This window comes from Rheinheimera sp., assembly GCF_965283995.1.
GTDB lineage: Bacteria > Pseudomonadota > Gammaproteobacteria > Enterobacterales > Alteromonadaceae > Pararheinheimera.
In genome coordinates, this window is sequence record NZ_CBDIQG010000001.1 from 1,302,353 (window position 1) to 1,317,522 (window position 15,170).

At 55.2% G+C, this 15,170-nt stretch carries 9 protein-coding genes; 2 read left to right on the top strand and 7 right to left on the bottom strand.

Features of this window, described 5'->3' with window-relative positions; all coding sequences use genetic code 11:
• Nucleotides 1-69: 69 nt before the first annotated feature.
• Nucleotides 70-993, top strand: coding sequence for a LysR substrate-binding domain-containing protein (locus tag ACQ66Q_RS05900; RefSeq protein WP_430455939.1), 924 nt, complete (start codon nucleotides 70-72; stop codon nucleotides 991-993).
• Here ACQ66Q_RS05900 and recD read toward each other — a convergent pair.
• The 7 genes from recD to ACQ66Q_RS05935 form a co-directional block, all read right to left on the bottom strand.
• The gene (recD, locus tag ACQ66Q_RS05905) at nucleotides 979-2,979 is read right to left on the bottom strand and encodes an exodeoxyribonuclease V subunit alpha (RefSeq protein ID WP_430455940.1); all 2,001 of its coding nucleotides are present in this window, start codon (nucleotides 2,977-2,979) and stop codon (nucleotides 979-981) included. The genes ACQ66Q_RS05900 and recD overlap by 15 nt on opposite strands.
• Complete coding sequence (gene recB / locus ACQ66Q_RS05910; RefSeq protein ID WP_430455941.1) at nucleotides 2,979-6,806, bottom strand: exodeoxyribonuclease V subunit beta; 3,828 nt, start codon at nucleotides 6,804-6,806, stop codon at nucleotides 2,979-2,981. Before recB ends, recD begins: the two co-directional genes overlap by 1 nt.
• Entirely contained in the window at nucleotides 6,807-10,334 is a 3,528-nt protein-coding gene (recC, locus tag ACQ66Q_RS05915; protein WP_430455942.1) for an exodeoxyribonuclease V subunit gamma, read from the bottom strand.
• 26 nt (nucleotides 10,335-10,360) lie between these two features.
• Nucleotides 10,361-12,253 carry a diguanylate cyclase gene (locus tag ACQ66Q_RS05920; protein ID WP_430455943.1) on the bottom strand — a complete coding sequence of 631 codons (1,893 nt, stop codon included), beginning with the start codon at nucleotides 12,251-12,253 and terminating at the stop codon, nucleotides 10,361-10,363.
• A 17-nt stretch (nucleotides 12,254-12,270) separates the two neighbouring features.
• Nucleotides 12,271-13,290 carry a UDP-glucose 4-epimerase GalE gene (gene galE, locus ACQ66Q_RS05925; protein ID WP_430455944.1) on the bottom strand — a complete coding sequence of 340 codons (1,020 nt, stop codon included), beginning with the start codon at nucleotides 13,288-13,290 and terminating at the stop codon, nucleotides 12,271-12,273.
• A gap of 9 nt (nucleotides 13,291-13,299) precedes the next feature.
• Nucleotides 13,300-13,599 (bottom strand): YciI family protein, encoded by a 300-nt coding sequence (locus ACQ66Q_RS05930; protein WP_430455945.1) that lies wholly within the window; start codon nucleotides 13,597-13,599, stop codon nucleotides 13,300-13,302.
• A gap of 183 nt (nucleotides 13,600-13,782) precedes the next feature.
• Nucleotides 13,783-14,493 carry a DUF3581 family protein gene (locus ACQ66Q_RS05935; RefSeq protein WP_430455946.1) on the bottom strand — a complete coding sequence of 237 codons (711 nt, stop codon included), beginning with the start codon at nucleotides 14,491-14,493 and terminating at the stop codon, nucleotides 13,783-13,785.
• Between the two features lie 203 nt (nucleotides 14,494-14,696).
• On the opposite strand from ACQ66Q_RS05935, the gene ACQ66Q_RS05940 reads away from it, so the two are divergent.
• Nucleotides 14,697-15,128 (top strand): SulA-like leucine-rich domain-containing protein, encoded by a 432-nt coding sequence (locus ACQ66Q_RS05940; protein WP_430455947.1) that lies wholly within the window; start codon nucleotides 14,697-14,699, stop codon nucleotides 15,126-15,128.
• Nucleotides 15,129-15,170 lie beyond the last annotated feature (42 nt).

Consider the following 15,170-nt stretch of genomic DNA (forward strand, 5'->3'; position numbering starts at 1 on the left):
AGTATGCTCTGCTTACAACATGAATTTAAATGATATGATTTCACCACATCATGTATTGGATTCATACCTATGCAGCCACTACCGCCACTCAAAGCCTTGCAGGCCTTTGAAGCCACTGCCCGTTTACACAGCTTCAGCGCCGCTGGCCAGGAATTGTTTGTCAGCCAGAGCGCCATCTCGCATCAGATCCGTCTGCTGGAGCAACAGCTCGGCTGCAGTCTGATCAACCGCAAACAACAGCCGTTACAGCTGACTGAACAAGGGGCAACGTTGTTTTCAGTGTTGCAGGAGAGTTTTTTCCGCATGCGCTCAGTGTGCCAGCATCTGGTGCAACAACCGGGACGACGGCTGGCGATCGCAGCCCAAACCTCGATCGCAGTAGAATTTCTGGCACCGCGGCTCAATGCGTTTCGCAGCGCCTATCCCCAGGTCGATACGTTGTTACATATGGAATCGAATGCGGCGAGCCTTGATGTCAGCCAGTTTGATCTGATCCTCGGGACCTGGCCCTGCCCGTCCGGCTTTGCCACTGTGGCACTGCGGCCGGAATGGTGGTTTCCGGTCTGCAGTCCGGCGCAATATGCCAAACTGGATTTAACCGATCCGGCCTCGGTGTTTGGCGCGCTGCTGTACAGCTCAGAGCAAGGTCAGGACTGGCAATTATGGCGCCAGCAGATGCAGTTAAATGCACCGGCACAGCTGCAACTGCGCCAGGTCAGTCTGGCGTTACTGGCAACCAAAGCAGTCAGCAGCGGCGAAGGCATTGCGCTCAGTAACAGCTTTATCGCCGGTGATGCGGTACGGGCCGGTACGCTCAAAGCGCTGCTGCCGTGGCGCTATCAGTTACCCTGGGGCCAGTATCAGCTGCATTACCGGCCAGGCAGCCAGCAACAGCAGCAGATCAATCAGTTTGTGCAGTGGTTTTGCGCCGATATGCAGCAAAGCGACTTATTGGCCACGGCAGATCAGCAAAATACGCTAATTCAGCCGTAACCCACCCTGACGGACAATACGCCGCGCGACCGCTTGCTCAAACACCTGCCAGTCGGTCAGAAACAGACTGAACTCTGTGCGCGCACGGGTGATCGCGGTATAAATCAGCTCCCGGGTTAATACCGGGCTTTCAGTAGGCGGTAAAAGCAACACCGCATGGTTAAATTCAGAGCCTTGTGATTTATGTACGGTCAGGGCAAACGCGGTTTCCAGCTGTGGTAACCGTCCCGGCAGGAACCAACGCACGCTGCTGTGATTCTTGCTGTCAGGCTGCAAAAACGCCACCCGCAGCTGTGGTTGTCCTTCATGTTCCACCGCCAGACAAATACCGATGTCGCCATTCATCAGTCCAGTACTGTAATCATTCTGCAGCACTATCACCGGCCGGCCGTGGTACCAGCCACTGTTTTTGCCAATCAGCCGCAGCTGCGCCAAGCGCTGTTCCAGTGCCAGATTAATGGTTTCAACCCCAGCCGGGCCCTGACGTAATGCGCAGAGCAACTGCACTTTGGCAAACTGCTGATGTAACGCCTGCGCTTGCGCTGCCATGTTCGTGCTGGTTACAGGCTGTTGCAGCAACTGCAGATACGGCGCCAGCAATGTCACCATCCGCGCACTGACCTGCTGCGCCAGCTGATCTTTTGCCAGCAATACGGCGTGTAAATCGGTCGTTACAACGGCTGTATCAGTATCAACGTCAGTATCACCTTCAACAGCAATGGCGGCTGTAAATTGGAATAGCTGCGACGCCTGGTGTGCCCCCACATTGACCGCCCGCGCTAACCGACCAATACCGCTGTGTTCGTTGAATCTGTGACTTTTACGCAGCATCACGACATGCTGATCCAACGCATCCGGCTGCGTACTTAAAAATGCAGCCGGCAGCGCGGCACCGGTCAGTTGCGCCAGCCAGTCTGCTGTTTGCTGGCTATAACCGCCGACTTCGGCATTGCGGCAGATCTCCGCCAGCACAGCGCCGGCTTCGACCGACGCCAGCTGGTCCTTGTCACCGAGTAAAATCAGCCGGCATTGTGGTGGCAAGGCGCGCACCAGCGCAGCAAATAAACTGACATCCAGCATCGACGCTTCATCGACGATCACCACATCGGCCGGTAATAACTGACCAGCATGAAAACGAAACCCACTGCCGTCCGGCTTCGGCGCCAGTAACCGATGCACCGTTTGCGCCCGCGCCGGTAATTGTGGCAACAAATCGGCCAATTGCGGCAGCGTTTGCGCCAGCTGCAAGCGCGACTGCGTCAGCGACTCGGTCAGCCGCGCTGCCGCTTTACCGGTCGGCGCCGCCAGCACAATATGCAGACCGCTCGCCGACTGGCGCAGCAGCAATAACAATAGTTTCAGTACCGTGGTGGTTTTACCGGTGCCCGGCCCGCCGGTGATCACGGCAAAATAACTGCTGGCGGCCAGCGCACAAGCTTGTTGTTGCCAGTTGACATCAACGCCTTCAGGCGGAAACAACAAGCTCAGCAACTGTCTGAAGACAGCCGGCTCAACCTGTCGGCGCAGCTGCAGATCTACCTGGCGGCGGCCGTCGATAAAATCGGCAATGCTCTGTTCATCGGCAGCATAACGGCGCAAATACAGACGATTGGCGCGCAGGATAAATGGCTGGCTGGTCTGTCGCGGATCCGTGCTGACCAAGGCCGGATAAGCCAGTAGCTCACTGGCCGCCTGCATTGGCGGATGCTGCCGGCAAAAATCCTTCAGCTTGGTGGCGTGCGAACTTTGCCGCAAGGCTACCGGTAATAAACGTAGTGGTTCTTTGGCTGCATCAGTAAAATCGAGGCATAGATGGCCTTGCGCCAACTGCGCGCTGGCCAGCATCAGATACAACAGCAGTGGCTCAGGCAATGTTTCAGCCTGCGGTATGGCCCGCAATAAAGCCACATCCAGTGGTCTGAGCAACTGCGCTTGTTGCCACTGGCTGAGCTTGGTTTCAAATGTGCTGGAAAAGCGTACGATCATCAATGCGCTCCTGCGGATGATAAGGCTGCAGCCGACTGACTGAGCAAGCGCCGCGCCGGGCCTGCGTCACCACGAAACAGCTGATCGAGCGCCAGAATAAATGGCGCGGATAACTGCACGGCCAAAATTCCCTGCTGCGCCGCCCCGCTCTGGCTGGCCTCAATCTGGTTGACCTCGCTCGGACTGACGTTGGCGGCGCTGCCGCGTAAAAACCAGTACAACGCCGGCCCGATATGCCGCTCAGGCTGATAACCCGGCAAGCGGGCGGTCAATAGCCGGTGCAGCGCCAGTCCGTATAAAGCGGCCTGCAGATCGTAGCGCGCGTCCAGCATCATTTGCTGCAGATTTTCCGGCGTGTAACGGCCATCCTCACGATAATTACTCTTAAAATCAGCAACATAATATCGTTCACCATCAAACAGCGTCAGATCGATAAAGCCTTTGAGCATGCCGTTGAGCTGACGGGGCTGCAACTCTGCCCGCGCGACGTCTGGCCAGATTTGCTGGGTCACCAGCTGATCGAGTAAGTGAATATCAACACGGGCGGCCGGAATTAAGAACTCGAGTTCCGCAATACAAGCGGGTATCTGTGCCAGATTGGCTTGCCGCAACACCGGCAGTGGCATTTGCAACAGCTGTAGTAACCAGTCAGCAAGTTCAGTCACTGCACTGGCGGCATCATCACAATACTTCGGTTGTTCTTTGTCACTGTTCAGCATCAGCCGTTGCCAGCGCCCATCACTGAGCGGTTTTAATAAACCGGCCTGTGTCGCGGATTGCACTAGCTGTGCCTGTAACAAGGTACGATCGGCAACGACTGTGGCAACCCCTGTCGCAGCCGCCCATTCGAGCTGCGCATGTAAAAAAGTACCGGGACCGGCGCCACGGATAAAGCGCTGGGCAAAACCCGGCGTCTCCTGCGGCCAAGATTCGGTCGGTAGCTGTGCGCTCTGTTGCAGTAGTTCCTGCACTTTCGCGTTGCCGGCACGGCCCTGATCATCAAACATGGCCTGTTCCTGGTAGTGACTGCCCATGGCAATCGCGCTGTAACTACTGATTTGCCACGCCGGCCTTGGGCTGATGCCCTGCAGCAAAAAGCCGCTGGCACTTTGTGATCCGCCGTTTTGCCATTGATAGCGTGCTGGTGGTGGCAGATCGGCAGGTGCCAAACCAAAACAAGGCGCTGCGGTCAACGGCGCGGCAAGCCACTGTACCTGTGGCGCCAGCGTGCCATCTGCCGCCAGCAGATAAGCCAGTGCGCTGCGTTCTTTTAACGGCGCCAGCGTGACGACACAGCCATGCCGAGCCCGCGTCAGCGCCACATACAATTTGCGCAGATCTTCACCGAGGCGTTCGCGTTCAGCCCTCTCAAAACTCTGTTCGTTAAACTGTTGTGCCAGTTGTCGGCTGCCGTCGTCCTTGTGCCAGACATAAGGCAGTTGCTTCGCATCGAGTTCGCGCGCCGCCAGTAAAAATGGCAGAAACACCAGCGGGTATTCCAAGCCTTTGGATTTATGGATGGTGACGATTTTCAGTAAGGCGTCGTCCGATTCCAGCCTTAATTTCAGCGCATCGGCGCCAAGCTCACCGTCGCCTTGCAGATGATGCTGCAAATAGCGCAATAACGCCGCTTCACCGTCGAGCTGGCGCGCGGCCTGTTGCAGCAATTCAGCCAGATGCAACAAGTCCGTCAGTTGCCGCTCCGCATCAGGCGCTGTCGCCAGTTTTTGCACCAGTGAAAAATCCTGCAACAGCCGGTGTACCAGCGCCAACACGCCCTGACTGCGCCAGATCTGTTGATAATCGAGAAAGCGCTGCTGCATGTGCTCCAGCGCCCAGTCGTCTTGCTGCAACGCCAGCAGGTCGGTGTAACTCCAGCCCATCGCCGGTGTGGCAAGCGCAGCCCTTAGTTTGCCGGCGTGCCGCGGTTCAGCACAGCTACTCAGCCACAATAACAATTGCCCGGCTAGCGGACTGTCAAAGACTGAGCCTTTGTCAGACAAATACACCGCGCGCACGCCCAGTTGGGCCAGCTCAGCACGCATCACGTCAGCTTCCTGCTGATTGTTGACCAATACCGCGATATCGGCGGGCCGCAGCGGCTGTAAGTCCGCGCCCTGCAGAAAACCACAGTGGCCCTGCTGCGCAGCGTTCAGCAGGGTAACAATCTGCTGCGCACTATGGCGGGCACTTTGCGCCAGGTAGGCTGATTTACTCAGCGGTTTAGCACTTTGATCAAGCGCGACCCACTGCAACGCCGGTAACGGCGCGCCATCGAGCACCAGTTGCTCAGGCCGGCCTTTGGCTGCCACCGGGCTAAATGACAACAAATCACCTTGTTGGCGAAACAAAAAAGCGCCAAGCCCGCTGTCGCGCTGCTCTGCCTGTAAAAATAGCTGATTGACCGCTTCAACCATCGCGCTGGTGGAACGAAAATTAGTCCCGAGCGAAAAATGCCGGCCTTGCGTCTGCTGTTTCGCCGTCAGATAGGTGTAGATATCAGCGCCCCGAAAGCCGTAGATCGCCTGTTTCGGATCTCCAATCAGCAACAAACCACAATCCGGCGTCGGCCGCTCTGGCTGATAAATCTGGTTGAAAATACGCCACTGTAGCGGATCGGTGTCCTGAAACTCGTCGATCAGCGCCAACGGAAACTGGCTGCGTAACATTGCCGCGAGCTGGCCACCGGATCCGCCTTGCAACGCCTGGTCGAGCTGAACCAGTAAATCATCAAAACCCAGCTCGGCGCGTTGTTGTTTTAATACGCCAAACTGTTGCTGTACCTGAGCCAGCGCATGTAGCCGAAGGTCAAAACTGACATCCGGTAAATCGGCCAGCGCCTGCGGCAGCGCCGCCATCGCCTCAAGCGCCGGATGCGATGGCGCTGTGCCCTTCCAGGCATCGGCCAGGCCTTCTGGCGTCAACCGCTCGATACCCTTGCCAATATCCGGCGCCAGTTGCGCCGGGTCGTCACGCCAGGCGGCAATGCCGGCGAGCCATTTGGCGACATAATCCGGCCTGAGCTTGGTATTATTGGTTTGGCCGGCGGCCCGGCCGGCCTCGATCAAACTGGCCAATTCATCTAACCAATGCTGCCATGGCGCTTTTAATGCAGCCAGTGTGGTGCGACGGGCCTCGATCTCTTGATCCAGCAACGTCGCCAGCGAATGCGGCGGCGGCGCAAAGCGCTCTTGCCATAACGGCAGTAACGCCTGCCACAACTGGCGGGGCGTGCTGAAACTTTGCTGATAGCGGACAAATAGCGGTAACGCGAGCGGATAGACCTCAGAGCGCCAGTAATCCATCACCACCTGCTGCTGCAGCTCCGCCAGATCGGTCACCAGCGTCTGTTCAAACTGGCTGCCACAGGCAAAAGCGTGTTCGCTCAGCATCCGGTTAGCAAAACCATGAATGGTCGAGATGGCCGCTTCGTCCATCCACTGCGCAGCGAGTTCAAGCTGGGCAGCACAAAGGCCATATTGCTCTTGCGGGAAGGCATCCAGCAGCGCACGCAACACCGGATCGACCTGGCGTGGTGCGGACTCCCGTTGCTCTGTGTCCGGCTGCTTGGTTTTGTCGTGTTCTGCTGCAAACACCAGCGCCGCTTCGCTCAGGCGTTGTTGAATACGGCCACGCAGCTCTGCAGTGGCCGCTTCGGTGAAGGTGACCACCAGGATTTGATCAGGCCGCAGTGGTGCCGCGAGGCCATGCCCCAGCACCAAGCGCAGATATAACGCTGCAATGGTATAAGTTTTACCGGTGCCGGCACTGGCTTCAATCAACGAAGTACCGTGCAGGGGTAAGGTCATAAAATTCAGCGGATGCATTTAGTTCGCTCCGGAATCAATAGATACTGCAGTTTGTTGCAATACCTCTAACAAAGGCCCGAGCAACTGTGTAGCCAGCAGCGGTGACAGCTCAGGCTGCCAGAAGGCGTCAAAACTGGCGAAAGCGCGGCGTAAATAAGCGTTCTGGCCGAGCAATCCCGCACTGAAAGCGGTCCCTTCATATAACAACTGCAGCTTTTGCAATTGTTTGTCGTCAGCTTTGCTTTGCAATAATACTGACGCCAGGGTTAAGGCAAACGGCAATGGCTGCTGTTGGCCTTGCAAATAGGCCCGTAACAGCTGTTGCAGGATCTGCTGTGCATCTCCGACTGCCAGTGCCGGCAGGCAAAGATCACCATCCGGAGCGACGATAAACTGCCGGACCGGATGACCGGCTGCCGCCGACAGCACGGCCGCCAGCCAAGGTTGCAACAGTGGCCGGCATTGCCACAGGCCATCGCGTTGCAAGGCTTCGGCTTGCAGCTGCACCTGCCAAAGCACACCGTCACTATCCTGTCGTAGTTGCTTCAGCCAGTCCTGTACCGGACAGGCGATCTGAGCACCGTCGAGCGCCACTACACCGGCAAAACAGACCTGCTCGAAGTCGCGTGATAATGGCTGACTGCGCGACAACACAGCGGCAAAACGCTGCAACTGCGCCGGCATTAGCTGCAATAACTCACGCCGGACTAATTCGCCTGCCGCACCAACCGGCAGCAAACCAGCGGCAACAGCCCGTTGCATTTGATGCTCCAGCAGCTGCGCTGCGCGGGATTGTCCTTGCGCCGGCTCAAGCCGGATCTGCTGACTCAGCGCGCTATAGAGCTGCTGTTGTAATTGCCAGTTACTGAGACCATCCAGCGCAAAGGCCTCGTCGTCCTGATGCGACGCAGTCTGAGCAGGAAAATACACTTGCAGACGCTGCTGGAAAAAACAGCGCACCGGATCGCGTAAAAAATCGGCGAGCTGGGTCAGGTCCAACGGCTGGTCCGGCGCTTGTAGCGGCAAGACGTCGTCTTCTTGTACCGCCGCCGCCGGCTGATAAAAACTGCGCCATTCCCGCTGCCAGGTTTGCAGTTCGCCGGATAGATACCGTTGACTGTATGGCTTCAGCGGGAAATCTTCGGTCAGCACGACCAGTAAATCATCACCGGCTTCGGGTGCCAGCTGCCAGCCTTGCGCCAGGTGTTGACGCAATTGTGCGACCAGCACGCTGGGCTCACGCTCACTATTGTCATGCACACTGCGGCCAAGCCAGCTGATCCGCAGGCGTTGGCGGGCCGATAACACCGCTTCGAGGAATAAGTAACGGTCGTCATCACGCCGGGAGCGATCGCCCGGCCGATATTGCGCGGCCATCAAATCAAAATCCTGCCGCCGCTGCACCCGCGGAAAAGCGCCATCCTGCATACCGAGTAAATGCACCTGACGAAACGGGATCGCGCGCATTGGCAGCAATGAAGCAAAATTAACCGCGCCTGACAAAAATCGCTGCTGCAGGCTGTTGCGTTCAAACTGCCCCAACCAGGCGTCTGCCACCAGTTGCAAAGCCAGCGGTGACTCCAGCCGGACCTGTTCACAAGATTGTTGCCATTGCCCCAGCTCATCGCGTAGCTGTTGCACTAACAGCAGGCTTTGTTCCGTTTCGGCCCGGAAAAAATCATCGAGTAGCTGCAACAATTGCTGATACCAGTGCTGTGGCGTCTGCGCAGTAGCACAGAGCCGCCACCAATCGTCCAGTTGCTGCAACAGCAAGGCCAGCTGGCCGGCACAAACGGCTTCCAGACCCTGCACCGCACCAAGCGGTGCACCATTGCTGTCGACAGCGTTTGCCTCGCGCCATCCGCCTTGATCTGTACCGACATCATCGCCGAGGGCATACCCCAATAACATCCGCTGCAACGCGTGAAATAAGCTGAACTGCTGGTAGTCATAGCGAATACCAAGACTTTGCCGTTGCTCGCTGTGCAGCCCCCAGTGCGCACCAGCCTGCATCAGCCACTGGCTGAGCTTGCCGATCCCCGCCGCATCGAGTTCGAACTTTGCTGCCAATTCAGGCACTTGCAATAAATCGATGATATCACTGACATAAAACCGCTGTTGGCGGATATTCAGCAAATATTGTAGTGCCTGTAACATCGGCTGCTGCACGGTGGCGGCCTGGTCGGCGATGGTAAAAGGGATACAGCGGTCATCATCGCGCCGATAGCGGCCAAAGACCGCGTGAATGGCAGCGGCATATTCGTTGATATCGGGGACCATCACCATGATGTCACTGAACTGCAACGTCGGGTCCTGACTGAACTGCGCCAGCAAGTCGTCATGCAGTACTTCCAGTTCCCGCACTATGCTGTGACAGCGGGCAAAACACAGCGACTGCGCCTGCTTCCGCTGCAGTTGCGGCCAATGTTGCCGGCTTTGCGGCAGATCCCGCAGCTCCAGAATGTCCTGCTGCAGCTGGCCAAGCAGATGGCTGTCATCATAGTCACTGAATAAATCGATGCGCTCGCCACGGAACAACTGGCGGAATTGTTGCGTCTGGTCAAACTGGTCGAGCAGGCGAATGTAATCGCGGCCTTGTTTACCCCAGGCAGCCAACAGCGGATGTCCGCTGGCGTCCGGTTTAGGTTGCTGGCGGCTTTGCACAGGCAGCCCTGCCATACTACGAAACAAATCTTTGTCGGCGATAATATCGGCCCAATAATGCTGACAAGGATTATGCACTGCCAGCAGGATCTGGGTGTAAGGCGCGATAGCAGCCAGCGCCTCAAGGCTTTGTTGTGACATACTGCTGATGCCAAATAACATCACCCGGCGCGGTAACTGCGGGGGGCGATTGGTCTGGCTAAATGTAGCGGCCGCGCGGATACATTCCTGTTGTAACGCTGCGCGGCTGAAACGGCGCTCTGCAGGAAGCATATCCGCCAAAATGGCGCGCCACAGTGCTGCCTGCCAGCGGTTGTCGTCAGACAATGGCTGGCGCTGCCCCCGCGCATCTAATAGTACATCGTCTCCCTGTTGCCATAACAACAGCCAATCGGCGCGATAGACCTGATATTGGTCAAATAAATCGGCAAGTTTCAGCGCAAGTTGGTCTACTTTGCGCTGTTCACTGTCGTCCGCCAGATAATGAGCCAATGTGGCAAATTCAACGCGTTGCAACAGTTCCGGCAATAACCTTAACAGCCGCCAATGCAACTGGTCTTTGTCAAAAGCACATTGTTCCGGGATCGCAAGATCAGGTAACAGCCAGCGGTATAATTGCCAGACAAAGCGGTGTGGCATTGCCAGACGCAAACCGCAGGCAATACCAAGGCCGCCGCTGCCATCCGCAGCAGGTTCGGCAGCCAGAGCCAGTTTCAACCACTGCGCGATGCCATTGCTTTGCACCAGAATAGTTTCAGCTTCAAATACATCCAGCGGGTACGCGGCCATCCATGCGGTACAAAGCGCGCGCAATTGCTCGGGTAAATTGGCATGCACCACCATAAAACCGGCAGTCAGGTCAGAAGATTTCTGTGTTAACACGGCTACATCCTTGCAGAATCAATAAATCAGGCGCTAACGACCTGGTTACGGCCATTATCTTTGGCCCGATATAAGGCGCTGTCGGCTCTGGAGATCACTTCACGCACCTGCTCATGGCGGCCGGCTTGCGTCAGACCAATACTGACCGTGACCTGATAGGCCGGAAAACGCGGAAATTGTAATGCGGCGACGGCCACACGTAACCGCTCGGCCACTTCAAGTGCCTGTACTTCCCCCGTATCGGGCAGCACCAGCAAAAATTCTTCGCCGCCGCTTCGCCCGATACTATCGTGCTGACGCAACGTGTCGTGCAAAGTCTTAGCAACGGCGACTAACACTTCATCACCAGCTTCATGGCCGAACTGGTCGTTACACTGTTTAAAATAATCAATATCGGCAATCATCAAGCACCATGACTGCTGCAATTGAGCAGCCTGTTGCTGAACTTGATCGCAGCGTGCCAGCACAAAACGGCGGTTGCCCACCTGGGTCAATTCGTCAGTCATGGCCAGTTTATGCAGGCGCTTATTGCGTTGGATCTGCGAGATGGCATACAACAATGCGATCAACGCCAGTACCACAAACAGTGCAATGGCGATGTATTGCCAGCGCTGTGCAGCTTCCAGCACGGCGAGCTGCTGGCCGGTCAAGCGATTTTCCGCCTGTAACTGGGTGTTTTTCTGGGATTGCAGCTCAGAGTCAAACTGGAAGCGTAATAAAGCTTCGCGTTGTTGTTTGGCTTGTGAATTGAGCTTCTCCTGCAGTTGTCCGGCCACATCCAACAACCGGTAGGCATTTTGGTATTGGCCGGCTTTGGCTTCAGCCCTTGCCCAGGCCTGATTCAGCATCAGCAGATACCGCGGATTTTGTTCGGACGCTAACATTTGCTCCGCTTCAGCAAATTTGCGCAAACCTTGTTGTAGCTGGCCATATTCGCTCAGAGCTTCGGCTTGGTACAACTGATAAATGGCGTGATTAAACGGCCGGAACGCCGGGTCTTTTTGCTTCAGTTTTTGGATTTCGCTTTCAATTTGGCCAATCAGCTCGACGGATTCGGCATATTTTTGTTCCAAATTACTAATCCAGAGCATGTCGATCAGGGTTGCCACTGCGTAGTGTCGGTCACCGATATCTTGGTAAATCTGCCGTACCTGCTGCATCAACGCGCGTGCCTGCGGCGTCTTGCCCATTTCGCCATAGATAAATGCTTTTTGTTGCAGTACAAACGCCTGACGATAGCTGTCATTTGGCGCTATATATTCACGCTCGCTGGTTTCCAGATATTCAATCGCTTGATCATATTCGGCCATACGACGAAAGGCGGCAGCGATATTTTCCAGCGATAAACCAACGCCTTGACGATTGTCAGCCTTTTGAAATAACTCAAAAGCTTTAAACAGCCGCACTAGGGCTTCAGCATGCTCGCCGCGGATCGAATAGACATCAGCCTGTGCTGCCAACACATTGGCCTGTGCCAGCGCATCTTCACTGCTGTTAGCCAGTGCTAAAGCCTGGGTTAAATCTTCCTGTTGGCGGGCGACTTCGCCAAGGTTAAGCAGATGGGCGGCGCGGCACTGATAAAAATAGCTCAGCGTCAGATGATCGCTGCTCAGCGCCGGATCGTTGATAAAACGTCCGGCAAACTGCACACCACCGGACGGATCGGTCAAATAATCAATCTGACACACTTCGCGCTGCAAACGACGCTGGCGCTTTTCATCGCCTGGCGGCAGTTGCTGTTTCAGTTGCTGCAAAAAGTCCCGGGCGGCGTTGGCATCATAAAACACCCGCTCGCCCTGCTCCAGCTGACGGATTAGTTCATCAAAACTGACGGCATCGGCTTGCGCGTGCGTGCTAGAGCAAGCAAGCCACAGCGCGCAGCCAAGCTGCAGCAACAGACACTGAACAAACCGCCGCATCAAACCTCCGTCGCCATTCAGACGCTGTGGTAGCCATCCGGATTTTGTTGTTGCCAGCGCCAGGCATCACGCACCATGTCTGCCAGTGAATGCTCTGCCCGCCAGTCTAATAATGCGCCAGCCTTCGTCGGATCAGCGTAACACAGTGCCACATCGCCAGAGCGGCGTGGGCTCAGCTGGTAAGGCACCGGCACCTGATTTTCCTGCACAAAGGCGTCAACCATCTGCAGCACACTATAACCCTGACCAGTGCCGAGATTGATCGCTTCAATGCCACTATGCTGTTGCAGATATTTCAGCGCCTGCAAATGCCCGCGGGCCAGATCCATCACATGAATGTAATCCCGCACGCCGGTGCCGTCGACGGTATCGTAATCACTGCCAAATACCGATAAGTGTGGGCGTTTTCCTACCGCAACCTGACTGATAAACGGCATCAGGTTATTCGGCATGCCATTTGGATCTTCACCAATCAAGCCACTCCGGTGTGCACCGACCGGATTAAAATAACGCAACAGTGTGATGCGCCATGCCGGATCAGCCGCCGCCAGATCCTGCAGGATATGCTCAACCATCAGCTTACTTTGACCATAAGGATTGGTGGCCGAGCGAGGTGAAGTTTCTACAATAGGCACTTCTGCGGCGGCACCATATACTGTGGCAGAGGAACTGAATACCAGTTGTTTTACACCGGCATCAGCCATCACCCGGCACAGGGTGACAGTGCCTGCCACATTAAAGTCATAATATTTTAGTGGTAACTGTGTGGATTCACCGACCGCTTTTAAGCCGGCAAAATGCACAACGGCACTGATTGGATATTCGGCAAACACCTGACGTAAGGCCGCTTCGTCGCGGATATCCGCATTGATCAGCGGAACGGCTTTGCCAGTGATCTGCGCCACACGTAACAACGATTCGGCAGACGAATTACAAAGATTATCCAGCGCGATGACATCAAAGCCAGCCTGTTGCAATACGATCGCGGTATGACTACCGATATATCCGGCGCCGCCTGTTAATAAAATCAGTGACATACAATGTCCTTATGGCAGTACTTTCTTAAAAGGTTTGACGGTGCTGCGGGCGTATACGCCATGAAGGATAAACGGATCTGCGGCCGCCCAATCCTGCGCTTCGCTCAATGACATAAATTCAGCCACCACCAGAGAACCGCTGAATCCGGCAGCGCCGGGATCTGCGCTGTCCACTGCAGGCGTAGGGCCAGCCAGTAATAAACGTCCGGCCTCGGCCAGTTGTTGTAAACGCGCCAGATGGGCTGGACGGTGTTCCAACCGTAAGCTCAGGCTGTTAGCAATATCTTCAGAATAAATCATGTAGTACATGTCAGACTCACTTGCTGAAAAGAAGGCGGGATTTGCTTGCGAAGATAACAGATAGCCAGTTGATTTTCCAACGACTTGCGCCATGCGGCGATAGCCAAAACCGGCTAAGTCAGCAGTCGTAACAATGCAAAAACGCCCTGGCGGGCGTTTTTTTAACTGGTCATCACTGCAGGACGAAAGCCGTCAGGCCGCTTGCCCCAGCGTTTGCTTGCGTTGGTTATAAAAATCAACCATGCCCTGCATTTGCTCGTCGTCATAGGGCACCAGACTACCCAGGACCAGGCGCTTTTCGCCCACGCCAATTACTTCGTCGCCGTCACAGAGTTCAAACGTCAACACCACCTGCGCGCGTTTTCCTTCCTGCACCAACGTGGACGTCGCCAAACGCAATGTCGGACACTCAGCGCCGAACCGGTTGAAGTGCAACGTCATGCTCTGATAAATCACCAGCGGGCGTTGTGGGTTGATCATCACACCATGCTGCTGCATCAGTGGTTGCAAAATATGTGGAAAATTCTGCCCGGAAAAACGCACATAATCACGGACCAGCTTTTCGATGAACTGGCAGTGTTGTTGCCGTTCACCGGACTGAATCAATGACAAATAGATTTTGCCGTTCTGATCCTGGATTTGCACTTCATCGCCGAGCTCAACGCAGTGTAACTGCACATCAGCACTTACCATGCCTTCAAAGCGGCAACTCAGCTGCGCCGCCAAGCCAAAACGACTGAGCAAAAAGGCGAATAACAAATCGCCAGGTACGCAGAACCTTTTACTATCGGCGTCGTGGATAGGATTAAAATCTTCGGCAATTTCTTTGGCAAACCGACTGGCCTGAGTGGCGCTAAAAGCAAACTGCTCACCGTGGCGACTAACAAAAGCATCCAGAAACATCTGACACTCGCTGTATCAAAAACAAGTCGGCCAGTGTAGCTGATTTCTGCATTCGCGATGGTATAACCAGTCTGGGTTAGCAGCCATATACTGGATAGAGCAAAAAAACACTGTATATTTTATCAGTGCATGCTTGCTTTTCGTGCGATCACTGATTACCGTATAGACATACACTGTACATAACATCAGTATTCGGAGTTCAAATGCGTCAGCTAACCTTAACCACTTCAGTCAGCCGTTTGCCTCAATCAGCATTGAACCGCCAGCAGACAGGCTACTTCAAAGAAATTGCCGAAGATAATATCGCCAGTATCTGCCAGACTCTGGCCGTATTGACCAAATCTGGCGATGCCCAACAAGGCTGGATCTTGGTGTTGGCGCCGCAACATCACCTGAGTAAGCAACTACTGGAACAATGCCAGATCGATTGCCAGCGGCTGTTAGTGATTGGGCAGAAACAAGTGCATCGTTATGACAATCTGATGCGTGATGCGCTGACCTGTTCAACCTGTAGTGCGGTGTTGAGTTTTCTGCCGGGTGATTGTGCAGAGTTGGCTGACTATCAGTATCTGGCCAACAAGTACCAGACTCAACTGATTAATCATTGCAGTATGCAAACTCCTACAGCGCATTAAAATCCAAGGTAAGACAGACCGCTATTCCGGTGCTGACGGCCT